Genomic DNA, 24,661 nt, shown 5'->3' with positions numbered 1-24,661 from the left:
AGTTTGGCAATTTAAAAATGCCTAAAGTACTAGCTGAAGGTAAAACAATTGATTGCGAGCATGGAAGCAATCTCCGCCAGATTTTGCTGCAAAATAGTATTCATCTCTACAATGACGGTGCTAAGGTGATAAACTGTCGGGGCATTGGCAGTTGTGGAACCTGCGCGGTTAAGGTAGAGGGCAAAGTATCAGCAGCGAACTGGCGTGATCGAGCACGGCGTTCGCTTCCTCCCCATTCTCCTACAACAGACTTACGTTTAGCTTGTCAAACTCAGGTTTTAGGCGATGTGAAAGTGACAAAGTTTGATGGATTTTGGGGACAAGGTTCTCGAATAGTGTGGACACCAAAAGGTTAAAAAGGAGTTAAGACAAGATGGGTAGATGGACACCCTTAATTTTAATGGCTGGAGGTTTAGCCATTCTGCTTGGTACATTACTAGGCATCAACTTTCCGATGGGCGTACAAACTGCTAACGCTCCCAGTGATAAGAAATCAGAAGTCCTGCCAGCTAATATCAATGTTAATGGCAGTGGTGGCAGTAAGAATGAAGAAACTGCAACAGAAGGAAACGAAACAACTCAAACAAACGAAAACAGGCGTGGTATTGTAGCCCCAAGACCTGACAACAGGAGTAACGTTGCCCAGAATTCTGCTGATGACTCAACAGACAGTACAACAGACAGCAATACAGATTCTTCACAAACCAGCACACCATCTAGCGATACAAATCAAAGCAACGAACCAATTCGCGCCTTGTGGTAACGATCAGATCCGTCTTCAGACCCGTCTTTAGTTACAAGTTATAAGTTATAAGTTATGAGTTATAAGTTATGAGTTATTAGTTATGTACTAATGATAAATGGCTAATGACAGATGACTAATGACTAATGACTAATGATTAGTGAGACTGTGATTATTGGTGGCGGCGTTATTGGTTTAGCGATCGCCATTGAACTAAAATTGCGCGGGACAAACGTCACCGTGTTTTGTCGTGACTTCCAGGCTGCTGCTACCCACGCCGCCGCCGGGATGTTGGCACCAGATGCGGAAAACATCGCTAATGAGGCAATGCGTTCATTGTGTTGGCGATCGCGTGCTTTATATCCCGACTGGACGCGCAAATTAGAAGAACTAACCGGCTTAAATACTGGCTACCGTCCCTGTGGTATCCTCGCACCCCTCTTTGAAGAGGCAGGGGGGCAGGGGGGTAGGGGAGCAGGGGGAGCAGGGGAAGCAGGGGGAGATGAGGGAGTAATGGGAGCAACATCCCCCTCATCCCCCTCATCCCCGGCTTACTGGTTAAACAAAGAGGCAATTCATCAATATCAGCCAGGATTAGGAGCAGAGGTAGTTGGTGGCTGGTGGTATCCTGAAGATGCACAAGTTGATAATAAAGCTCTAGCTCACACATTGTGGATGGCAGCTGAGTCTGTTGGTGTTGAACTCAAAGACGGTATTACAGTAGAAGCATTTTTACAGCAGCAGGGACAAGTAGTTGGGGTGCAAACTAATGCTGGAATAATTCGCGCCGCGCACTATGTTTTAGCTTCAGGTGCTTGGTCAAATGAATTATTACCACTACCTGTGCTACCCAGAAAAGGACAAATGCTGAGTGTGCGGATACCAGAAGTTTCGCCGGAATTGCCCTTGAAGCGGGTTTTATTTGGGCAGGATATTTACATCGTACCAAGACGCGATCGCCTGGTTATTGGCGCAACAAGTGAAGACGTTGGCTTTATCCCCAACAACACCCCAGAAGGAATTCAAAAATTACTACAAGCTGCTATCCGCCTGTATCCCCAATTAAAACATTATCCCATCCAGGAATTTTGGTGGGGATTTCGCCCAGCTACCCCTGATGAATTGCCCATCCTGGGGACTAGCCACTGTCAAAATTTAACCCTAGCTACTGGTCATTACCGCAACGGAATTCTACTTGCGCCCGTAACCGCCGCTTTGATTGCCGATTTAATCTTAGAACAAAAGTCTGACTCCCTACTTGCTAATTTTCACTATTCGCGCTTCCAGTCCAAGTCATCTACCTCCACCCCAATGCTGACTCACTCTGCCAATTTCTCCAACGGGCATAATACCACCCCACTTCCCACAGACGTGATTAATCGCGTCTCTACCGATTCCCCACTGATTATCGCTGGCAAAACCTTCCAATCCCGCTTGATGACGGGAACTGGTAAGTATCGCAGCATTGAGGAAATGCAGCAAAGCGTCGTCGCCAGCGATTGCCAGATTGTCACCGTAGCAGTACGACGGGTACAAACCAAGGCTCCTGGACATGAAGGTTTAGCTGAAGCCTTGGATTGGACGAAAATCTGGATGTTACCCAATACCGCAGGTTGTCAAACTGCTGAAGAGGCAATTCGGGTGGCGCGTTTGGGGCGAGAAATGGCGAAATTGTTGGGACAGGAAAATAATAATTTTGTAAAGTTAGAAGTAATACCCGACCTTAAGTATTTACTCCCAGACCCGATTGGGACATTGCAAGCCGCAGAACAACTAGTTAAAGAAGGCTTTGCAGTATTGCCCTATATCAACGCTGACCCCATGTTAGCCAAGCGCTTAGAAGAGGTAGGTTGTGCTACAGTCATGCCTTTGGCATCACCAATTGGTTCTGGACAAGGACTGAAAACAACTGCCAATATCCAAATAATCATCGAAAATGCAGGTGTGCCAGTGGTGGTAGATGCTGGTATTGGTTCACCCTCAGAAGCCGCCCAGGCAATGGAATTGGGAGCAGATGCTTTGTTGATTAATAGTGCGATCGCTCTTTCTCCAAAACCAGCAGCAATGGCTCGTGCCATGAATTTGGCAACAGTCGCCGGTCGTCTAGCATACCTTGCTGGCAGAATGCCTATTAAAGATTACGCCAGTCCTAGTTCACCTCTAACTGGGACGATTACTAGTTAAGGGGCATGGGGCATGGGGCATGGAAAATAGACGACAAGGGAGACCAGGAGGACAAGGGAAGATGAGGGAGTAAGGGAGTGAGAGAGAAGAATTAATAACCAATCCCCAATCCCCATTACCCCTTATCGCCAGAGGGGGCCCCACCTTCCCCAATGACAAATGACAAATGACAAATGACAAATGTAACGATTTATCTAGCAGTTTAAGACCAGATTTAGCATTTATGTAACATTAAATTAACGATAAAGATAAAGGAATTCATTCATGCCCTATACCAATGAAGAAGGCGGTCTTCTGAATAATTTTGCCCGCGAACCAAAAGTTTATCAAGCAGAACCTCTCACAGAAGGGCAAAAGCGAACTTATATAATACTAGGAATTGCCGCTACAGCTTTGGTTGCCGGCTTAATTCTAGTCGCCTTCTTTGTTTCTAAGAGCAGTTGATCGTAAAACATTTTAAAAAAACTTCATCTTTTTTATAGTTTTTCAGGTTCCGATTTTAAGAGGGGCCTGCTTTTTTATTTTTTGTTAAAATTGAACTAGGAATTAAAGTATATAATTATACTTTATTGTTCCTACTATAATTGAAGGCTCAATATATCCTGAGCAGCACAACATCTATTTATTAAAAATCATTTTTATTATGACTTTAGCTCACTTGAATGCACCCAGAAAGGTGATATCTACTATGTTTTGGCTTTTTAGCCGCTATGAGCGTGAATGATACTGCACACAACAATAATTCTACTTGGAATCGGCAAGTATACCACCGCCTGAAACTTGCCTTAAGTCTTGGCTTACGACGACAAATTCTTTTAGCGGTATGTGATGATTTATACTTAAGAAATCAGGTAGCAGCCCGTTTGCATTCTACATTGGCTTATCCTGTTGGACAGGTGCTATATCAATCATCAAATGCTCAAGAAAATAGCACTCCAGCTTATCCGCGATTAGTCACGTTGCGTTTGAATTTAAACGATCCTAATCCCATAATCCAGATTAATCAATGGCTGACTAATTATCCACCGCCAATTGTTGGGGCATCAAAAGATACTCCTGGTAGACCTTTTCCAGTACCAGCATTTCAGATTGTCGGTGTGGAGCATCTTACGAAGCAACCAGTGGCGACACAGCGTTTATTTTTACACTATCTCCGCTTAAGCGAACAATATTTCTCTACACAAGAATCCAGCCGATTCCTAGAATCTAATTTGCTGTTGTGGATTCCACGTCCTTGGTTATCGGCTATCAAGCAATCAGCACCACAGTTTTGGCGTTGTCGTACTGGCGTATTTGTGTTTGCTGGAGAACCCACACCAGCAACTCAGAATTTGGCTTATCCAGAACGTTTTTCACGTTCAGGAAGCTTAGATTTGGGGAATATTGAGCAGTCGATTCTAGATGAATCAGTTAACCAAGCAGAACTCAAAACCGCAGCCACCGAGTTCAAGTTTGATAATAATTCTGATTTCCCAGTAGAGATACAAGGGAATCGCATACACAAAGCTGAGGATGTTTCACCATCCACAGGGGATTTATTAAAAGCTACGCCACAACAGCAGGAATCTACAAATCGGTCTGGTAGTGGGAATAATAATCAATCCCTGTCGTCTTTATCTCATATTAGCAGTGAGTTAACGGAGCTAGTAATAGCAACAATAAATACAAGTATTGCTCAAAATACAGAGGATTCCTTACAACCACAGCAGATTTTATTGGAGATTGAAGAATTACACGAAAAGCAAGTTTCAGAGGAGATACTGGCAGAGGCTTATCATCGCTTGGGTACTTTATACCGCCTTCGCATTGAACAAGGAGAGTCAACTCTAGAAAACCTGATGGTGGCAATTATTGCTTATCAGGAGGCAATTAGCTATGACGAAAGCTCACCGCAACTCCCAGATATCTTGAATGATTTGGGTACACTCTACTGGATGCTATACCGCACACCACCCAATTCTGAAGAGGGACAAACTTATGTAGAGCAGGCAATAGAATTTTATCAGTTGGCGTTAAAGATGATTTCGCCCCAGACACATTCGGAAACTTACGCTCGTGTACAAAATAATTTGGGGACAGCCTATGGTGATTTAGCTCGTTTCTCTCACCCATCTGAAAATTGGCAGCAAGCAATTTTCGCTTACAGTGAAGCACTCAGCCACCGTACAGCTGATATGGATTCATTAAAGTATGCGGCTTGCCAAAATAATTTGGGTACTGCCTACTGGCATCTTGGGCAATATAATCAACCGATTGTGCATTTAAAGAAAGCGATCGCAGCTTACAATGAAGCACTTGCACACTACAACCCTGAAGAGGAACCGCTCAAGTATGGCATGATTCAAAACAATATCGGTACTGCGTATTGGAATCTAGCACAATACGAACAACCTGCCCAAAATCTCCAGCTAGCCATAGATGTTTATAGCGAAGCTCTCAAGTATCGCACTCCAGCTAATGTTCCCAGTGCTTGCGCCGCTACACAAAATAATCTAGGTACTGCCTACTGGCATCTAGCAAACCTATCTGAGACTACTCAAGAAGCACGGCAAAAATATCTGCAACTATGTATCAATGCTTACGAAGAAGCTATCGCTTTAGCTCACTCACTTAGCGGTACTTCTTTAGGTTTTGATTTGCTTGCCTCTCATAACAACCTGGGACTGGCACATTATCAGCTAGTAATAGATAAGTCTTTTAATGGCGACAAAGCGACACGCTCTCAACACTTAGAAGTAGCATTAGATAACCATTTGCAAGCCTTAAACGGATTAAGTAAACAACCAGAGGCTTATCAGACAACCTTCACTTATGTGGTGAAAACTATTCGTGCTTTTCATAATGAGTTAGGGATACAGGGACAAAATCTGGCTTTATCTAAAGTTCCTAGCCAGTTGTTGCCAGAGATTTTGTCAAAATTATGAATCCTATTCCTCTCCATAGCGCGGGGAATGTCAACCCCTGCGGGGAATTCAAAAGTCAAAAGTCAAAAGTCAAAAATTTTGAACCCCATAAATAAATTCAGGGGCTTTACTTGCGGACGTATTATTTCTCTCTGCGAGACGCACTCGCGTTCGCGCTGCGCGTCTTCTTCATAAATGTTTTTATTTTGAGCATAAATAAATTTACTTGCTCTGTATCCCTTTTGGCAGGGGAATCCTAGCAGATTTCTCCTCTGCTCCCTGCTAAGAGCTCCCCTGCTTCTTCGGTCAAAGTCTCCACTCTTGCTGGAATGTGGCGTGTTAGAGAAATTTTGCAAGAGGTTTACTGTTTTACTAATTACAAACTAGTGAAATATATTTTAACAATCCATAAGCTTAACTTAATAAATATAAATTATTCATTAAATTATTCGGAAATACACATAAATTTTTTATAAAAAATACAATAATACATTGGCGTATTTTCCGTAAATTTACTAAGGTAGACTGAAGAACAACTTGAAAGAAGCTCCAGAATGATAATTACAACCTAGAATTATGAAACTAAGTTTTGTTTTGGCTACTGCTATATCTAGTTTTTTTGTGAGTTCGACCACAGGATTTAGTTTCTCTGGTCAAGCACAAGCTCTAACTTTTTCTGGCATCTCTAGTGGTACATGGGGAAATCCTACTCCAGCAAGCACCGATACTAATCCCGTATATACAGGTGTGGGAAGTAACACATTTACTTGGGGTAAAGCTAATTTGTCGTCAGGACTTCCAAATCAGCTAACCTTTAATGGAACTTCATTTTCTGCGGACATTAACTCTGTATTCAAAATAGCTGATTTAAGTTACTTCAATGGAAAGATAGTCCCCGATACAGGCGTTGAATTTGTACCTTTAAATCTCAATGTATCTTTCAGCCCTCCTGTGGGAACCAGCCAGCTTTTTGACTTCAACTTGCATTTAGTAAATACACTTAACGACCCAAAAGATCCTGAAAAGAGTGCAGACTTAGTATTTTTAGACACAAATTTGAGTAATCGCAGTTTCACCTTTGGAAGTAATAAATATACCCTTGAGTTAATCGGTTTTAATGCAGACAGTCGCCAGATAAGTATTAAGGCTCTTGAAGAAACTACAACTACAACAGCTATTTATGCCAAAATCAAAACTATACCCGAACCTGCGCCACTGGCGGGTTTATCCTTACTAGGGATATACCTGATATCTCGTAAAAATTCTTGGAAAAAAAAGACTAAGAGCCTAGAAATATGACTTATTCAGAACCCTTATAGAGAGGTAGCAATGCTACGTCTCTACATTATTTTTCACCAGATGTCTAATTTGTAGTAATAGGCAATGGAGAATAAGGAATAGAAAAAAGATAGGTACTAAGTATCAGCTCAATAAATCGGGGCGAACTACCAGTTCAGGAACGAGTTTACGCCATTTGAGCCTTGTCACTGAGCGATTTACCCCGGATTATTGAGCGGTTACGAAACCAGTCTAAGTACATGCTACATTTATTTTGAACTACCTATCTAGGGTTTCTCCCCGCTGGCAGGGCTACTCATAGATGACACCTCTGCCAGCGAATATCTCTGAATCAAACTTATAACCGAGGGGATTGATATGGCAGACATTATTGGAGACAACACCAATAACACTCTAATTGGCACGTTTGACAATGACGCTATCCTTGGTCAGGGCGGTGATGATAACCTCTTTGGTCGGGGCGGCAATGATGACCTCTTGGGTGGGGCTGGCAATGACTCGCTTAATGGCGAGGACGGCAATGACCTTCTCAATGGTGATGAGGGCGAGAACACCCTACTTGGTGGGTTGGGCGATGATGTCCTCCTTGGTGGATCTAGCAATGACCTTCTCGATGGCGAGGAGGACGACGATCAACTCCTTGGCAAAGGCGGTGACGACACCCTGCTTGGTGGGTTCGGTAATGATGCTTTCCTTGCTGGATCTGGCAATGACCTTCTCGAAGGCGGGGACGGAAATGACCGACTCTCTGGAGAAGACGGTAAAGACCAACTCTTTGGCGGGGAAGGGGTTGACACGCTTAATGGCGGGGCTGGCGATGACCAGATTGATGGCGAGAATGGCAATGACAACTTGATTGGTCAGGCTGGCGATGACACCCTCCTTGGCGGGGCTGGCCATGACCGACTAGAAGGAGGGGACGGGGATGACAAAATCTTTGGTGGGACTGGCAATGATACTGCTGACTATTCAAATAGCACTGCCGGTGTCACCGTCAACCTAGCGACTGGAACCGCCAGTGGAGGGGCTGGGAATGATGTCCTATTTAATATCGAACAAGTCTTTGGTTCTGGTTTCAAAGACTTTCTAATTGGCGGGGGCGGTAATGACACCCTCTTTGGTAAAGGTGGCAATGACCTGCTTGATGGTGGAGTTGGCAATGACCTGCTTGATGGCGAGGAAGGCAACGATACTATCCGTGGTGGGGCTGGTGATGACACCTTGCGTGGTGGGACTGGCAATAACCAACTCTTGGGTGGAATTGGTGTTGATACTGTTGATTATTTCAGTGCCACTGCCGGAGTCACGATCAACCTTGCCACTGGAACTGCTACTGGGGAGGGCAGGAATGATGTCCTGTTGGAGATTGAAAGAGTCGTTGGTTCTAGGTTCAATGACACCCTCCTTGGCGGAGCTGGCAATGACTTCTTCATCAGTGGTGGGGACGGGAATGACTTTGTCAATGGTGAGGCTGGTAATGACCGCCTCTTTGGCGATAACGGCAATGACACCCTCCTTGGCGGGACTAACGACGACTTTATCAATGGCGGGTACGGCGATGACTCCCTGCTTGGTGGTAGCGGCATTGACATCCTGCTTGGTGGGGCTGGCAATGACTTTCTCAATGGTGAGGACGGGAGTGACACCCTCATTAGTAGAGAAGGCAATGATACCCTGCTAGGCGGCAGCGGCAATGACGCCTTGCTTGGTGGGGATGGCGATGACCAACTCCAAGGTGGAGGCGGGGATGACCAACTCTTTGGTGGGACTGGCATTAATACTGCTGACTATTCAAATGCCACTGCTGGAGTCACCGTTGACCTTGGCAGTGGAACTGCTAGTGGGGGAGATGGGAATGATGTCCTGTTCAATATCGAGCAAGTCTTTGGTTCTAATTTTAGCGACTCCCTGATTGGAGCAGACAGCAGTGATACCCTCTTTGGCAGAGGCGGCAATGACACCTTGCTTGGTGGGGATGGCTATGACTTTCTTGATGGTCAGGAAGGTAATGACCTCGTTTTGGGCGAGAATGGGAATGACAGCCTGTTTGGCGGGGCTGGCAATGACCAAATCGAAGGAGGAGAAGGCAATGACACCCTCCGTGGCGGGGTCGGCAATGACACTCTCCTTGGAGGGCCTGGAAATGATGTCTTCATAGGCGTTGATACTAACGGTTCTAATTCTCCTGGATTAGGGGAGGTTGATACCCTAACTGGAGGGCCTGGGGAAGATAAGTTCTTACTTGGAGATGCTACTAATGTCTTCTATGACGATAACAACAGTGGAAGTAGTGGTTTAGCAGACTACGCTACCATCAGTGGCTTCAACTCCAACGAAGATACAATCCAGCTCAAAGGAACACTGGCAGACTATCGCTTGCAGACTGTGGGAGCCGATACAAGGGTATTTCTGGACAACTCAGGAGAGCTAGATGAACTCATTGGTGTTGTGCAAGCGTCGTCTCTGAAGCTTGATAGTGACGACTTCCTGTTCTACGAGAAAGAAGATGCTGGACAAGGGACAAACAATACACTAGCCACTGCTGAGAAGCTAGGTAATTTAACATCAGGTTCAGAAGTTAATACCTCTGCTCAACTGGCAACACTTCCAGGGAACAAGCCTGATTTCGACTTTTTCACATTTTCTTTAGCCAACCCAGGAACTGTGACTATTGGCACGCCGAATTATAACAATAACTATCCAGTTCTCGGCCTATTTAATAGTGCCGGGAACTTACAGACTTACAGTACTTCTCAATCAATCACTGCTTCACTAGGGGCAGGTACTTACTCCATTTCAGTAAGTGATTATGATTACTTCCCTCAAAATGGCGGGACTTTCAGTTCTGGCTATTTTAATCCTGGTTCTTATACGCTAGAAGTCACTGTAGCCTAAAGACAAATGGTACTAAGAAAAGCGGAAACAGTTGCCAATTAAGAAGTTTGCAGTTGTTTACGTAATTCTTGTCGAGGTTTTGTCATGAAGGGGTAAGCTTTGGGGCGGCGTTTTTGAACTCGTGGTTCCCTGAGTGCGGGACGGTCAGTAACGACTTTGTGAACAATAATTTTGATTGTTCTGCTCATCCATCATTACTATCCGCTCAATAAATCGGGGCGAACTACCAGTTCAGGAACGAGTTTACGCCATTTGAGCCTTGTCACTGAGCGATTTACCCCGGATTATTGAGCGCTTACGGTACTAAGTCTTGTTCAAAAATTAAATCGGAGTCCTAATTATAGTAATCCGATTTAATTTTTGAATTTATACCAATTCAAAAAAAATCAAAAATTTGGGCGTTGAAGAAGAAGTCAGAAGTCAGAATCAATTAGTGGGGATTCAGACCCGCCACTTTCTTGTTGACCACTAAATCTCTGATTTAGTGTGGTGTTTCACCATTTATTCATCCGCCAGTCGCACAGAATTCATATCATGTCCGCATAATTAGTTATGATTTCCACAGTCATTGCACCCCACACGCCAGATGCTCCACTTGGAGAGACCCCTTGGCGCTAGCCTTTCCCTTTGGGAGAAGACCGCATTGGCTCCCCTTAATCCCCTTCCCCGCTCTTCGCTATCCATTACCCGGATCTTTCTTAACATTTCGAGAGTATTCACTCACGTTTTTTATAACCCTGATTCGTTCGTCGTTAATTCTCAATAAAAACCTACTTTTAGCGAGAATATTAAGAGGTAACTTGTCAAGTATGCCTCACGCCGAGCGTGTTTAAGATGCCTACAAAGCAAGCGTTTCAAGATTGTAAAGAAAGATGTGACTAATGGATAGCCGCTCTTCGGGAAGGGAGACAAAGCGTAGCTTTGGCGGGGTGGGGTTCTTCGGGTTTAATAAGTAATCAAGCGGACATGATATCAATTCTAAATTCTGGCGACTGACGCCTTTATTCTGTTTTAATAAAAATGTAGAGACACGATTTGTCGCGTCTCTACAAAGGTTTACCGTTTTTTGATGGACGCGATAAATTGCGTCTTTATGCAGGGTTAGGTTGGGTTCGACTTTGAAGTAGCTGGATAATTGCAGCTTTTTCTAAGATTCCAACTAGGACGCCATTCTCACGAATCACAGGAAGCACAGATAGTTTTTGTTGTTCGAGTAACTGCATGACTTCTAGCAGAGGTTGATCTGATTGGACTGTGGTAGATTCAGTAATTGGTCGCATGACTTCTTTAACTTGAGTTTCTGACCACTGTGCTGTGGGGATGGTTCTTAAATTATCAACTGCGATCGCACCTACTAATTGTCCATCATCATCAGTTACTAAAAACCGATGCCAGTTTTGCCCACTTATGACTCGCTCATCGGCAAACTCTCTCAAGGTAAGATTAGCAGATACAATCGGGCTATCATGAGTTACAGCATCCTCGGCTGTCAAACCTGTGAGTTTTTCTTGCACTCTGGCAAATTGAGCCGCATTACCAGCATTTTGCAACAAGAAGAAGCCAATTAACAAATTCCAGAAGTTACCGAAGTTGCCAAATAATAGTAGAGGAACTACACCTGAAAGAATTGCTACCCAACCAAATATTTGTCCAACTCGACTAGCAAAGGTTACACCTTTATAAGGATTATCTGTAATCTTCCAAACAATTGCTTTCAGTATATTCCCACCATCCAAGGGTAAGCCAGGAATCAGGTTAAACAGAGCTAATGCTAAGTTAACAGAAGCTACAACACCAAGAATTGCAGCTAACGGCCCTGATGCAGCAGTAGTAACACCAATAGCTGTAACGATGCCGCATAGTAGTAAGCTTACTATTGGCCCAGCGATCGCTACCCAAAAAGCTTCACCTGGGGTTTTCGATTCTTTTTCTAAGCTAGCTAAACCGCCAAATATAAACAGCGTAATGGATTTGACATCGATTCCCTGACGAATCGCAACAAAACTGTGGCCTAATTCATGGGCGACGACAGAGGCAAATAACATTAGCGCTGTCATCAATCCTAGTAGCAAAGCTAATCCCGCAGACAATTGGGGAAATTGCGCCGCCAGTCCACTGCTATAGCTCCAAGTTACTAAACCCAGAACTAAAAACCATGACGGATGGATATAGAAGGGAATTCCGAAGAGATTACCAACGCGAATTGTGCCATTCATGTCGCTCACCTTTGATTTCAGCTTCGAGAGGTTTGCTTTAGTCCTTCTCGATGTTTTTATTGTAACGAAAGGTTAAGAGATTTTAATCTTGATAGCGGTAGTGGTGTCCGTCTGTAAAGGTGCGGTTATTAGTAATATTACGAGCACATCTTCAAGCGATTACTAGAAGACTAGAGAATAAACAGGATAAACTCTATAGTAATCCGCTTTGATTATTGAACTGACTTGCGTAGGCTGGGAGTAGGGAATAGGGAGTGGGGAGTAGGGAATAAGCCTTTTTGATTGGTACTTAATTTGTTCAAAAATCAAACAGGAGTCCTATAGTAATAACTAAGTACAGTTTTGCGTAAAAGCGTAGCGTTTTTAATGTAGGAGAACGCATTAACAATGTAAGCTGATGCATTAACAATGCAAGCCGACGCATTAACAATGTAAGCTGACGCATTAACAATGCAAGCCGACGCATTAACAATGCAAGCCGACGCATTAACAATGTAAGCCGACGCATTGGCATTGCAGGGTATTGCCTTCTTTAATTCAATACGGTTCAGTTAAGGAAATTTATCCGTTGAGGCAGGCAGGGGGAGCAGGGGATGCAGGGGAAGCAGGGGGAGAAAAAAAAGCTTATCTGAACCGTATTGTTCTTTAATTAGCAGAGTTCTTTCGCCACGTTAACAATTTATCTCACTACCTCTTGATCGCTACATCTGGCAAGCGACTCCATTCATTCCAAGAGCCATCGTAATTACGAACATTCGGATAGCCCAATAAATACTTTAAGACAAACCAGGTATATCCAGAACGCCCACCAATGGCACAGTAGGGAAACACTTCCTTATCAGGCGTAATGCCTTTACTGGTATAAAGATTTTTCAATTCGTTGAATGATTTAAAAGTTCCATCCTCATTGAGAGTTAAGATATGCTCCAGATGCACTGCACCGGGAATATGCCCAGTGAGTTCGCCTGCTTTTGGTGGCCGATCGAAAAACCACTCACCAGAATATTCTTGAGGTGTTCGCACATCTAACAACAGGCGATCGCTTCTACCTATCGATGCCTGAACTTCATTATGTAATACTCGCAGATGAGCATCAATACCTCTGGCATGGTAATCAGTAGAAGCAAACGTAGATAATTCAGTTGCTAGTGGACGACCTTCTGATTTCCATTTTTGGTAGCCACCATTGAGAACTCGTATATTCTCATGACCAAAGACTTTCAACAACCAAAAAATCCAGGCTCCTGTTCCCGGATAACTGCCATAAGCAATCACTGTGGTATCATTTGTGATGGCTGAACGTGCCATTAGCTTTTCAAAAGCTCGCGCATCCAAATTCATCTTCAAATCGGGCAAGAGTAACTCTGCAAAGATGTTCCAGAAGACAGCACCAGGTATGTGAGCATTTTTGTACGGCTCTGGACTCATATCCACTTCAATAATGCGGATGTTTGGATCGTTAAGATGATTTGCAAGCCACTGGGTATCAACAATAACAGATGGATCAGCGTATTGAGACACTTTTATTTCTCCTGTAATAGCGCGAAAAGAATTGAAACTTGTGTTTCCTCAACGATTTAGTCTTGGTTGTAGTTGGGAAATACGATGTGCGATGTTCGATGCACTAGGGTTGTGGAAATAGAGAATAACGAAAAGCCGATCAGTGGGTGAAACACTGCTAAAGGCAAATAATGCAAATGAATTGTGAGAAATTGCAGTCCTAGCAGCACTGGCATACTTGCTGTAAGGTTTCGGACTCTTCGAGGAAATGGAATTAAAAAGACCCATATCAACAAAATTAGTGAGAGTCCGCCATATCCTCGCACGAGCCAAATATGTAGGTTCCACCAATCAGAGTTGTAAAAGTAAGCCAGTCCAACACTGAATATTTGGATTATTAAACAGAGATTGAAAAGCACTGCTGCAATCAAAAAACTGATTTGAATCCAGCGCCCGGATATCTGTGTGTCATCAATGCCAGAATTTACAGTCATGTAAAGTAATCCAAAAAACCAAACAAATTAGTCATTGGTCATTGGTCATTAGTCATTAATAAAGAGTTTTTTGGTACATACCTCGCAACAGAGTGGGCAAAAAAACTAAGGACTAAGGACTAATAACTAATGACTCCGCGAAGCGGTTTGATGTGACTAAAGCTAAGATAAGTCTAGTTGCGATACTGCGCCTAGACCTCGAACGAGTACACTTTGCAAATCATGGTTGCCTTACAAGCTTTATTTCATGGAATTGCTCAAGCTCAAGATGAACAGACTTTGCGATCGCACATATCTGCACAAATGAGTGAGTATTTTTCAGCTACACGATGTGGGCTGTTTTTCTTTGCCCAAATTTCTTTAGTTGACAGCAAGATTCAAAAAGCACTGCAAATTGCCTTATCACCTCAACACAATCCAGTTGCCCGCTACTTGCTAGAACGCCATGCCCCTGTTCATGAAGCTTTGGTAGTAGAACCGAAAACATGGAAGTTGATTTGTCCTCGTGCCGATCACTGGCACGTCATGGCAGGCCCAATTGTCAGCAATGGTGAGTTAGTGGGTCTGGTAGGTTTGACGCGTCAGCAAGGAATGCCTGCATTTGATTCACAAAATCTTACAGATTTGAGTGCGCTTTGTCTGCACATTTCTACTTGTGTGGCAATGGCGCGATTGCAACAACCACTATTACAGACAAAGCGTTTAACGCCTCGTGAAATGCAAATTGCTTCTTTGGTGGCTCAAGGACAAACCAATGCAGAAATTAGTGCTGAACTTTGGATTACTGAAAACTCTGTTAAACAAGCCTTAAAAAGGATGTTTCGCAAGCTGGAGGTTTCATCTCGCGCTCACATGGTTGCAAAGCTTTCCACAGTTTCAAAATGAATGACCGAGCCCCTTCGGGGTAGGGAGTAGGGAGTAGGGAGTAGGGAGTAGGGAGTAAGGAGTAGGGAGTAAGGAGTAGGGAGTAGGGAGTAGGGAAGAAAACCTGCCCCGATGGTAATGGTTACAAGCCCCTCCCTTTTTGGGAGGATAGAAGAAAAAAGACTTGTGTGCAGCTTGCATCTATGCAAAAATCTGAAAACTCTTTCTCCCCCTGCCCCCTGATAACCATTTCTAGCAAAATTCAAGTGAAACGTTATCAGGGGTGTATTTTCTGGCTGAGGCATCCACTTATGCTGCAATTGTCTCCATCTGCTGAGAAGTTTTCTGCAACATCGGGGTAATTAGATCGGCGGGCACAGGACAACTGAAGTAGTAACCCTGACCTTCATCACATCCCTGCATTTTCAGGTAGTCAAGCTGTTCTTGGGTTTCCACACCCTCTGCCGTGATGTTCAACCGCAGGCTTTTTGCCAGGGCAATAATCGCATTCGTGACGGCAGCACTATCAGGATTGGACGTGACATCCTGTACAAATGACTGATCGACCTTGAGCATATTCACAGGAAAGCGCTTCAAGTAATTGAGGGAGGAATAACCAGTACCGAAGTCATCTAGAGCCAACCATATACCCAGTTCTCGTAATTGTTTTAAGGTTTTAACCGATCGCTCCATATCAGCCATCAAGAAGCTTTCTGTCACTTCCAATTCCAGGTAAGATACTTGGAGTCCAGTCTCCTTAAGAATTTGACTGACGACCTCAACCAGATTCGGTAGTTCAAACTGTCGAGCTGACAGATTTACAGATATCCGAATTGGGTTAAATCCAGCAAGCTGCCAAGCACGGTTTTGGGCACAAGCAGTTCGCAAGACCCATTCACCAATTGGTAGGATTAAACCATTGCCTTCAGCAATGGGAATAAACTTTGTTGGAGAAACCAAACCTAATGTCGGATGCTGCCAGCGAACCAACGCTTCCATAGCTGTAATTTGTCCGCTGTGTAAATCAATCAGAGGTTGGTAATAAACCAGCAGTTCATTGCGCTCAAGCGCTCCACGTAATTCATTTTCTAAAGTTATTCGCTCCTGCAACTGAGCATTAATTTCCGGTGAATAGAATTGGTATTTGCTACGCCCTTGCGGCTTCGCTTGGTATAGTGCGATATGAGCCTGTTGCAAAAGTTGATCTACGCTATTAAGTTCATTTATTCCATTAATTGTGATCCCGATGCTGGCGGTGATATGAATTAAGTTCCCTTCTATAGAAAAGGGTTTGCTCAGGGTGCTTAACAGCATCTGAGATAGCTTAATTACACTTTCAAAAGAAACAATGTCTATGCGAGCAATGGCAAATTCATCTCCACTCAAATGGGCAATAACATCTGTTTGTATCATGCAGAGTGATAACCTCTGAGCAACTGCTCTTAACAACAAATTTGTTGTTTGATGCTCCAACCCATGACTCAGAGCAGTGAAATCATCAATACCTAGTAAAAAAACAGCTACAAAGCGCTGGTTGTTTTCAGGTTGAGATAGAGTCTGATGGAGGCGATCTCGGAATAAATCACGATTGGGTAATCCAGTTAGATCGTCATAATTACTGATGTAATGAATTAACTCATCTAATTTGTAAAGAGTTTGTGAGGTATCCGCCATCAATGTACCCGCTTCATCAGCAAATTCTGTGGGCAATTCAGGTAAGGTTTTGGTGTTTAGATAATTTTGCAATGCCGCAGATGTCAAAATAACCGGTTTGAGAAGGTGGTGTAGTGCGTAGAGGGTGGCGGCTGTACCTGCTAAGGTAGCCAACAGAGCAATAAGCATAACTCGAATCGCCATCTGCAAGGAATAGGAGTTTGAGATCACGAAACTCAAGAGTAAGCTTAGAAGTGGTATGTGAGTACCCAAAAATGCCACCAACATGATTTTACCGGTGTAACTTTTTTTGAGTAATGGAAAACCAGCTAGAAACGAGTATAGATTGAGCTTCATAAATTCTGTTCGATAGTTGGTAAATTAGTTCCGAGCTTTTCTGGCAAAAGGGTATTTTTGATTTACAATTCAGTGCAATTAGCTCTTATGGAACCCAACCCTGATAAGGTTATATATTATGCTTCCCAATCTAGGTTTATATTTAGATGTTTAACGATAAAGTTTATGTAAAACTTATCCATAAACAATTTCACAATAAATACCTAAATCATGTTGATTTTTATTACTTTGTCTTCAAATGATCTAAGAGTAAAAAATATATACAAATTCGATTTTACTGGCTAAAAATCATTTTTTATAACTAACGACAGAGACGCAGAGAATGCAAAAAGAGTAAAGAGATATTTTCACAAATGATTTAGGATTGCTATATTTTGTAAGGGCACACCAAAGCTCTGCCCCCACTGCATGGTTATTTACCTAAAAATGGCTGTAAAGACGCAACAGATTATTGATTGCTAGAGCCGGAAAAAAGCAGACTTGTAACTTGCTCTAACACCTTTAATGCTGTTAATGAACCTCGAATCAACCGAGTAGCGGCAAAAGGTTGTCGAAGCATAGCGATCGCTAAAATAAAAGGGTTTAGAGAGCCATCAGAGTTAATTGCTGGTGTGAGATTGGGGATATTATGCTGACAATCGTCGCTGACTACTCGCAGCATTGCCACAGATATCTCAGCCGCATTGAAAAATTCTAAAGCGGTAAATCCTTCCATATCAACAACATCAGCCGCCAAAGTCTCACCCAGACGGCGTTTTTCCGGCGCAGACCAAATTACGCGATCGCTTGTCAGTGACTTGACTAAAGATACTTTTTTTGATATAGAAGAGTGCAATTGTGCTGTAAAAGTGCGATCGCATTCTTGCTGCTTTCCCTGATAAATACAATCTTGATACAGCACAACATCACCAACTGTGTAGCGATCGCTCAAGCTGCCACATATACCCATAATCAGCACTCTGGATTTTGGAGTCAGAAATTGTCCTTGTTGCAGGTATTTCAGTAAAGGCTTCATCCCAACAGGTATGGCTACTACCGTTGGGATCGAGGTAGTAATGCCGCTTAATCCACGACGTACAGCTTTATATTCCGCTCCTTGAGGCACCAAAATTGTGTTGATGGGCAAAAAATTAGGCACTAGCTCTCTCGATAGTTTCAAGTTTTAACGGTCAGCAAGAGGACAAGGGGCAGGGGGCAGGGGGCAGGGGGCAGGGGGCAGGGGGGAGAACCCCATACATAAATGTAGGGGCCTAATTGAGAAAGTATTATTTCTCTCTGCGAGACGCACTCGCGTTCGCGCTTCGCGTCTTCATAAGTGTTTTTACTTTGAGCATAAATAAATTTAGGGGCTTGTATCCCTTGATTGCAGGGGAATCCTAGAATCTCCTCTGCTCCCTGCTCCCTGCTCCCCTGCCTATAAAGGTCAGATTTGAGTGACAATAAGTAATATTGCCGTTTGGTAGTAACCAAAATTCGCAAACCGAAGATGATTGCTGTAGCATGACTAAATAATTGTGTCACCCACACGATAATTTTCCAAGATGGTAAAGCTTGATAACTCCAAATCCGCACGAGAACTCTTCAATATTTCCAAATTGGCGATTCAATTTTCGTGGCTGACGGTGAGTTTTTGGATTGCCGTAACGGTAGCTGGTGTTCTGGCTTTCAGTTCCCTTAAATATGCCTTGTTTCCAGATATTACCTTTCCAGTGGTAGTTGTAAATGCTACAGCTCCCCTGACAACTGCCCTGGATACAGAAGCGAAGCTCACCAAACCCCTAGAAAAACGCCTCCGCTCTTTAGATGGACTGGAGGATATCCGCTCATCCACCTATCCTAGTCAAACTGCTGTTAGCCTCTCTTTTGCCGTTGGGACGAATTTAGAAACATCGACCAAAAAGGTTGAAACTGCCCTGAAGCAGTTGAATCTACCTCAAGGAGCAACTTCTAAAATTATTCCTTTGAATCTAAACGAGTCAGCCGCCATTAGCTATGCCATAGAGAGTCCTACACGGAATCTCAAAGATTTGACGAAGTTAGCGCAAGATGAGATTGTCAGTGCGATCGCTAAATTACCAGGAGTACTAAAAGTCTCACTACTAGGCGCTGCTACGGCGACTCCTCCGGTAAATCCAGCAAATGCGAGTGCAACGGCTCTCCCCCAAGGTGGGACGACATTAGTCCGGTTTAACGGTCAAGATGCACTCGCATTTCAGGTAATCAAACGCGGTAGTGCTAACACCTTAGAAGTAGTGAGTCAAGTTGAGAAAGAAGTTCAAAGGCTAGGCTCTACCCTCAAAGATGTCAAACTCACCTTAGCTGCCACTCAAGCAAAATATATCCGCCAAGCCACGCAGTCAACAATCGATGCTTTGCTGGAAGCAGTCTTGTTGTCTATCGTAGTGATTTTTCCTTTTTTGTGGAATTGGCGGGCAACTCTGATCTCTGCCTTGGCGATTCCCACATCTTTGTTGGCGACATTTATCGTCATGGCGATTTTTGGCTTCAACCTAGAAACAATCACCCTGCTGGCTTTAGCTTTGGTGATTGGTAGCATTGTTGATGATGCGATCGTTGATGTGGAAAACATCATGCGACACGTTGAAGATGGGGAAACTCCTCGCCAAGCAGCGCTTTTAGCGACAAATGAGATTGGGTTGACAGTTACCGCCGCCACTTTAACAGCAGTAGCAGTTTTTCTACCCATAGGTTTGATGGGTGGGGTAATTGGTCAGTTCTTCAAGCCTTTCGGCATCACTGTATCTGCTGCGATGCTTGCTTCTATGCTAGTTGCTCGGACTTTATCTCCAGTTCTGGCTATTTACTGGCTGAAACCTAAATCCTCGCTCTCCCCGCGTCGAGAAGCCAAAACCTGGGTGGCGTTTACCCAATCTTACAGAAACTTACTGAGTTGGTCTTTGAATCACCGAAAGATAGTTATCGGGTTAGCCGTACTCAGCTTCATCGCAGGGATAGCACTGATTCCACTAATTCCCAAAGGGTTTATTCCCAAACTCGATCGCGGCGAATTTAATATTGCTTATACGGCTCCTTTGCCGAGTATTCCTAGTGGAGAAGAGGGGCAGGGGAGCAGAGGGGCAGGGGAGCAGGGGAGCAGAGGAGCAGGGGAACAAGGGAGAAATCCCAGTCCCCAGTCCCCAGTCCCCAGTCCCCAGTCCCCAATCCCCAATTCCCAATCCCCAATTCCCAACCCTTTAAATGATTCTCTAAATGTTGCGAAGAAATTAGAAAATGTAGTCAGAAAATCACTGGCAGTTGAAACGGTATTTACCACTGTTGGTTCTCGTGAGGGTGAACCAAATAAAGGGACGCTATATGTAAAGTTAAAGGAAAACCGCACAATCACAACTGCGGAATTACAAGACCAATTGCGCTCCTCCTTACCTAGTCTTTCTGGGGTAACTACTAGTGTTGAAGATATTCAATTTGTCGATTCCGGCGGTCAAAAACCCCTGCAAATAGCATTGCAAGGTGATAATCTCCAAGCTTTGAGCAAAGCAGTCAAAGCAATTAAAGAAAGGATTCAAAGGCTACCAGGATTCGCTGATGTTACAGTTACAGGTGAAACGAATCCACAGGGCACAGTTTTTCAGATCGAGCGTCTGAATAATCAGCGCGTAGCCTACATCAGTGCTAATCTTGGCAAGGATCTGTCTTTAGGTGATGCCACTGACAAAGTGGTAGCTGAAGCAAACGCGGTGTTACCCTCTAATGTTTCTTTAAATCTAGGGGGAGACTCTGCTAACCAAAGTAAGGTTTTTAGCAGTTTCGGCAGTACTTTAGCTCTATCTGCCCTGTGTATCGTTGTGGTACTAATTTTGCTGTTCAAAAGCTGGGTAGACCCTTTAGTTATTGGTGTCTCTTTGCCTTTAGCACTAGTGGGGGCGATGTTGGCGCTACTAATCACCAAGAGCGACTTTGGCATGATCTCACTGATCGGTTTCGTCTTTTTGCTAGGGCTGGCAAATAAAAATGCCATTTTGCTTGTAGATTACATCAACCAGTTACGCAACGCTGGCTTAGAGCGTACCGAAGCAATCCTCAATACCGGACTAGTGCGCCTCAGACCAATTATGATGACCACAGCCTCCACTATTTTAGGGATGCTGCCGATCGCTTTAGGTTTGGGTGCTGGTTCCGAATTGCGATCGCCTATGGCTGTAGCGATCGCAGGTGGATTAGTAACTTCAACTATTCTCAGTTTGATTGTTGTGCCAGTAGTTTACACCATTTTGGATGATTGGTTTCCCCGGTTTAAGAAGAGGGGGAGCAGGGGAGCAGGGGAGCAGGGGGGAAGTTGATGCAGGTTTTTGTCACGGGGGGTACGGGGTTTATTGGTGCTCATTTGGTACGGTTGCTCCTACAACAGGGTTACACAGTCAAAGCACTGGTACGCCATAGCAGCAATTTGGAGAATCTACGCGGTTTAGAAGTGGAAATTGTCAAAGGCGATTTGAACGATCCAAATCTCTGGCAACAGATGGGAGGTTGTCAATACCTATTTCATGTCGCAGCTCATTATTCCCTCTGGCAAAAAGACCAGGAGTTACTGCACCGCCACAATGTCCTGGGTACACGTAATGTGTTGGCAGCAGCTCGTAAGGCTAATATTGAACGCACCGTCTACACGAGTTCAGTAGCGGCGATTGGGGTAGGCTCGTCAGGGGAAGTTGTAGATGAAACACATCAGAGTCCCTTAGAAAAGTTGGTGGGTAACTACAAAAAGTCTAAGTTTCTGGCTGAACAAGAAGCTATACAAGCTGTTGCTAAAGGTCAGGAAGTAGTTATAGTCAATCCCAGCAGCCCCATTGGCTCGTTGGATATCAAACCTACCCCGACGGGTGATATAATACTGCGGTTTTTACGACGGCAAATGCCTTTTTACTTGGATACTGGTCTAAATTTTATCGATGTGCGGGATGTGGCATGGGGGCATTTACTGGCTTTGCAACGGGGTAAATCTGGCGATCGCTATATCTTAGGTCATCAAAATCTCAGTCTCAAAGAACTACTCGAACAACTCGCCGATATCACAGGTCTTAGCGCACCTCAACGAACAGTACCCGCTTTGCTACCCCTGAGTGTTGCCTGGGTTGATGAAAAGATTCTCGCACCTTTAGGGAAATCGCCCTCAGTACCATTGGATGGCGTTCGGATGGCGAAACAACCGATGTATTACAATGCTGCCAAGGCTGTACGAGAGTTGGGTCTACCCCAATCTTCGCTAAACGCCGCACTCAAAGATGCTGTGGATTGGTTTGTTGCTCAGGGATATGTCAACCCCTTTGGGGAAGTCAAAAGTCAAAAGTCAAAAGTCAAAATTGAAGACCCCATAGATAAATCTTGGGGTTGAGAAAGTGGTGTATTTATCTTTAAAAGAGGAGCGATCGCAACAATGGCAGTTAATCTACAACAAGCTATAGATATTGGGAAGTATCTTGTTACTCAGCGGTTGAAAGGACGTAAACGCTTCCCCTTAGTGTTGATGTTGGAACCTCTTTTTCGATGTAATCTAGCTTGTACTGGTTGTGGTAAAATCCAACATCCCAAGGAAATATTAAAGCAAAATCTCACTCCAGAACAGTGTTTTGCCGCAGTGGAAGAGTGCGGCGCACCGGTTGTCTCAATTCCTGGTGGAGAACCTCTGCTACACCCCCAAATTGATGAGATTGTCCAGGGATTAATTGAGCGCAAGAAATATATTTACTTGTGTACCAATGGTTTGTTGTTAGAAAAGAGCCTACATAAGTTTCAACCTTCCCCTTATCTAACTTTCAGTGTGCATTTAGATGGAATGCGAGAGTTACACGATCGCTGCGTTGATCGCCAAGGTGTTTTTGATATTGCTGTCAAAGCCATTCGCGCCGCTAAAGCTAAAGGCTTTCGTGTCACCACTAATACCACTATCTTTGAAGGTACTGAACCTAAAGATATGCAAGAGTTCTTTAACTTTCTGGAAACACTAAATACTGACGGGATGATGATTTCTCCCGGCTACAGTTACGAGTGGGCCCCAGATCAAGATCATTTTCTCCACCGCGAACAAACCCGCGCCCTCTTCCGAGAAATTCTGGCTCCATACAAAAGTGGTGCAAAAAACTGGAACTTCAATCACAATCCGTTGTTTCTAGATTTTCTCACTGGTGAGAAGGACTACGAATGCACACCTTGGGGTAGCCCTAGTTATAGCGTTCTCGGTTGGCAAAAACCTTGCTATCTGCTGAACGAAGGTTATTACTCTACCTTTAAGGAATTACTCGCACAAACTGACTGGAGTCAATACGGCCAGAAGAGTGGTAATCCTAAGTGTGCCGATTGTATGGTTCATTGTGGCTATGAACCCACTGCCGCAATGGATGCAATGCAGCCGCAAAATATGGCGCGTGCCCTTGGCAGTGTCTTTGGTAGGAATTAGTAAGTAGTAAATACTACATATTAAAGGGTTTAAGACCCCAACCAAAACACGTAACATATTTTCAGTTGGGGTTTAAATCCCCATCTGAAAATACCTAAAATGTTTGAATGCGTGAATTTTGAATTGTTAACAAAGTTTAGGGGTTTAAGTCCCCTGCCTCTACAGGCAGAACGTTTTGTGTCGGGGTTTAAATCCCCGTCACAAAACGTAATTGCGAATTGCGTTAGCGAGTCCGCGAGCGTCATTGCGAATTGCGAATTGGTTTAACTGGCTTTACTTGGAACACCAGTAAAAGCGAACAACTGTTGCTCTTTTGCTGGGGTCAAACTTTCACCAAGGTAACGATGAATACCTACTCCCATGTCTCCTGTTGCAGTGAGTTTGAAGTTCACTTCTTCAAATCCAGATTCACAGAAAAGTTTACGAACAGTCTCAGAGTGGGCAATACCCTTAGAGTGTCCACGAGTCCAAATCACAAAAGCACCTTGTTTGCTGAGAAAACTCAGGTTTGCCAGTAAGCGATTGAGTTCTGTTTCATCTGCAAGATTGCCGAATACACCACATACAATCACAATGTTTGCTGGTACTGCTCCTACATAGTTCGAGGAAATAGTTGCATCACCATTGATAAACTCAATTTGTTGTGTCAGACCCAACGATTCTATTGTTTCTTGTCCACGTTCAACTAGTTGTGGATTTAGCTCTACAAGTCGAGCATGAACATCTTTTGCCCGTGGATGATTTGATAGCGTTCCTAGCAAATCTCGTCCATCCCCCGCACAAACACTAACCACACGGATTAACCCTGGTTGGGACAAATTCAAGCTATAAGAAATGTATTCCTGCACAATTTGCAAGCGTTGTTGCAATTTCGGTTCGTTCTTGTAGAGGTCGTGCCATTCAAACCAGTCTTTTACCATAAGAGGTGATTTTTGTTTCCATTAACTATAAGTTTGCAAAGTCACAAACACACTATGCAATTCAAAAATACTGTAAATACATAAGTAAACCGTATTTTATGGTTGAATGCACACTATCATGGAAATTTATCCAAAATCAAGTCCTTTTTCTTTGGTTTGTAAATCTTGCAATTTAACAATAGAGAGCTTCCTTAACTG

Annotated in this window: 19 protein-coding genes; 12 read left to right on the top strand and 7 right to left on the bottom strand. The window is 43.8% G+C overall.

Annotation, left to right across the window (positions count from 1 at the left end):
- Positions 1–17 precede the first annotated feature (17 nt).
- The 7 genes from RMY63_RS14150 (at position 18) to RMY63_RS14120 (ending at position 10,023) form a co-directional block, all read left to right on the top strand.
- Positions 18–356, top strand: a complete 339-nt coding sequence (locus RMY63_RS14150) for a 2Fe-2S iron-sulfur cluster-binding protein (protein ID WP_322729309.1) — start codon at positions 18–20, stop codon at positions 354–356.
- Positions 357–373: 17 nt separating this feature from the next.
- Complete coding sequence (locus RMY63_RS14145; RefSeq protein WP_322729308.1) at positions 374–763, top strand: hypothetical protein; 390 nt, start codon at positions 374–376, stop codon at positions 761–763.
- Positions 764–895: 132 nt separating this feature from the next.
- On the top strand, positions 896–2,926 hold the full coding sequence (thiO, locus tag RMY63_RS14140; RefSeq protein ID WP_322729307.1) for a glycine oxidase ThiO: 2,031 nt from the start codon (positions 896–898) through the stop codon (positions 2,924–2,926).
- 264 nt (positions 2,927–3,190) lie between these two features.
- Entirely contained in the window at positions 3,191–3,370 is a 180-nt protein-coding gene (gene psb34 / locus RMY63_RS14135) for a photosystem II assembly protein Psb34 (RefSeq protein WP_322673558.1), read from the top strand.
- Between the two features lie 266 nt (positions 3,371–3,636).
- On the top strand, positions 3,637–5,850 hold the full coding sequence (locus tag RMY63_RS14130; RefSeq protein WP_322729306.1) for a tetratricopeptide repeat protein: 2,214 nt from the start codon (positions 3,637–3,639) through the stop codon (positions 5,848–5,850).
- A gap of 555 nt (positions 5,851–6,405) precedes the next feature.
- Entirely contained in the window at positions 6,406–7,128 is a 723-nt protein-coding gene (locus RMY63_RS14125; RefSeq protein WP_322729305.1) for a choice-of-anchor K domain-containing protein, read from the top strand.
- Between the two features lie 357 nt (positions 7,129–7,485).
- The gene (locus RMY63_RS14120; RefSeq protein ID WP_322729304.1) at positions 7,486–10,023 is read left to right on the top strand and encodes a calcium-binding protein; all 2,538 of its coding nucleotides are present in this window, start codon (positions 7,486–7,488) and stop codon (positions 10,021–10,023) included.
- Between the two features lie 38 nt (positions 10,024–10,061).
- Here the strand turns inward: RMY63_RS14120 and RMY63_RS14115 are convergent, their stop codons facing one another.
- Positions 10,062–10,211 (bottom strand): hypothetical protein, encoded by a 150-nt coding sequence (locus RMY63_RS14115; RefSeq protein WP_322729303.1) that lies wholly within the window; start codon positions 10,209–10,211, stop codon positions 10,062–10,064.
- Between the two features lie 903 nt (positions 10,212–11,114).
- A complete protein-coding gene (locus tag RMY63_RS14110; RefSeq protein WP_322729302.1) occupies positions 11,115–12,239 on the bottom strand; it encodes a site-2 protease family protein in 1,125 nt (374 codons plus the stop codon).
- A gap of 523 nt (positions 12,240–12,762) precedes the next feature.
- On the opposite strand from RMY63_RS14110, the gene RMY63_RS14105 reads away from it, so the two are divergent.
- A complete protein-coding gene (locus RMY63_RS14105; protein ID WP_322729301.1) occupies positions 12,763–12,888 on the top strand; it encodes a hypothetical protein in 126 nt (41 codons plus the stop codon).
- 38 nt (positions 12,889–12,926) lie between these two features.
- Here RMY63_RS14105 and RMY63_RS14100 read toward each other — a convergent pair whose 3' ends face one another.
- A complete protein-coding gene (locus tag RMY63_RS14100) occupies positions 12,927–13,760 on the bottom strand; it encodes a sulfurtransferase (protein ID WP_322729300.1) in 834 nt (277 codons plus the stop codon).
- A 56-nt stretch (positions 13,761–13,816) separates the two neighbouring features.
- Positions 13,817–14,233, bottom strand: coding sequence for a DUF6220 domain-containing protein (locus RMY63_RS14095; RefSeq protein WP_322729299.1), 417 nt, complete (start codon positions 14,231–14,233; stop codon positions 13,817–13,819).
- Positions 14,234–14,455: 222 nt separating this feature from the next.
- On the opposite strand from RMY63_RS14095, the gene RMY63_RS14090 reads away from it, so the two are divergent.
- On the top strand, positions 14,456–15,118 hold the full coding sequence (locus RMY63_RS14090; protein WP_322729298.1) for a LuxR C-terminal-related transcriptional regulator: 663 nt from the start codon (positions 14,456–14,458) through the stop codon (positions 15,116–15,118).
- A 288-nt stretch (positions 15,119–15,406) separates the two neighbouring features.
- On the opposite strand, the gene RMY63_RS14085 is transcribed toward RMY63_RS14090, so the two are convergent.
- Positions 15,407–17,107, bottom strand: coding sequence for a bifunctional diguanylate cyclase/phosphodiesterase (locus RMY63_RS14085; RefSeq protein WP_322729297.1), 1,701 nt, complete (start codon positions 17,105–17,107; stop codon positions 15,407–15,409).
- 448 nt (positions 17,108–17,555) lie between these two features.
- A complete protein-coding gene (locus RMY63_RS14080; protein ID WP_322729296.1) occupies positions 17,556–18,245 on the bottom strand; it encodes a phosphorylase in 690 nt (229 codons plus the stop codon).
- A gap of 403 nt (positions 18,246–18,648) precedes the next feature.
- Between RMY63_RS14080 and RMY63_RS14075 the strand changes: the two genes are divergently transcribed.
- The 3 genes from RMY63_RS14075 to hpnH are packed head-to-tail and all read left to right on the top strand — an operon-like array spanning position 18,649 to position 23,543.
- Positions 18,649–21,429, top strand: a complete 2,781-nt coding sequence (locus RMY63_RS14075) for an efflux RND transporter permease subunit (RefSeq protein WP_322729295.1) — start codon at positions 18,649–18,651, stop codon at positions 21,427–21,429.
- Positions 21,429–22,481: a hopanoid-associated sugar epimerase gene (gene hpnA, locus RMY63_RS14070; protein WP_322729294.1), complete on the top strand. Its 1,053-nt coding sequence runs from the start codon at positions 21,429–21,431 to the stop codon at positions 22,479–22,481. Before RMY63_RS14075 ends, hpnA begins: the two co-directional genes overlap by 1 nt.
- A 42-nt stretch (positions 22,482–22,523) precedes the next feature.
- Positions 22,524–23,543: an adenosyl-hopene transferase HpnH gene (hpnH, locus tag RMY63_RS14065; protein ID WP_322729293.1), complete on the top strand. Its 1,020-nt coding sequence runs from the start codon at positions 22,524–22,526 to the stop codon at positions 23,541–23,543.
- A 263-nt stretch (positions 23,544–23,806) separates the two neighbouring features.
- On the opposite strand, the gene RMY63_RS14060 is transcribed toward hpnH, so the two are convergent.
- The gene (locus RMY63_RS14060) at positions 23,807–24,463 is read right to left on the bottom strand and encodes a class I SAM-dependent methyltransferase family protein (protein ID WP_322729292.1); all 657 of its coding nucleotides are present in this window, start codon (positions 24,461–24,463) and stop codon (positions 23,807–23,809) included.
- Positions 24,464–24,661: the final 198 nt, after the last annotated feature.

The organism is Nostoc sp. ChiQUE01b, from assembly GCF_034531255.1.
GTDB lineage: Bacteria > Cyanobacteriota > Cyanobacteriia > Cyanobacteriales > Nostocaceae > Nostoc.
The sequence above is the reverse complement of the archived record's forward strand: the minus strand, read 5'-3'. Positions and strand labels throughout refer to the sequence as shown.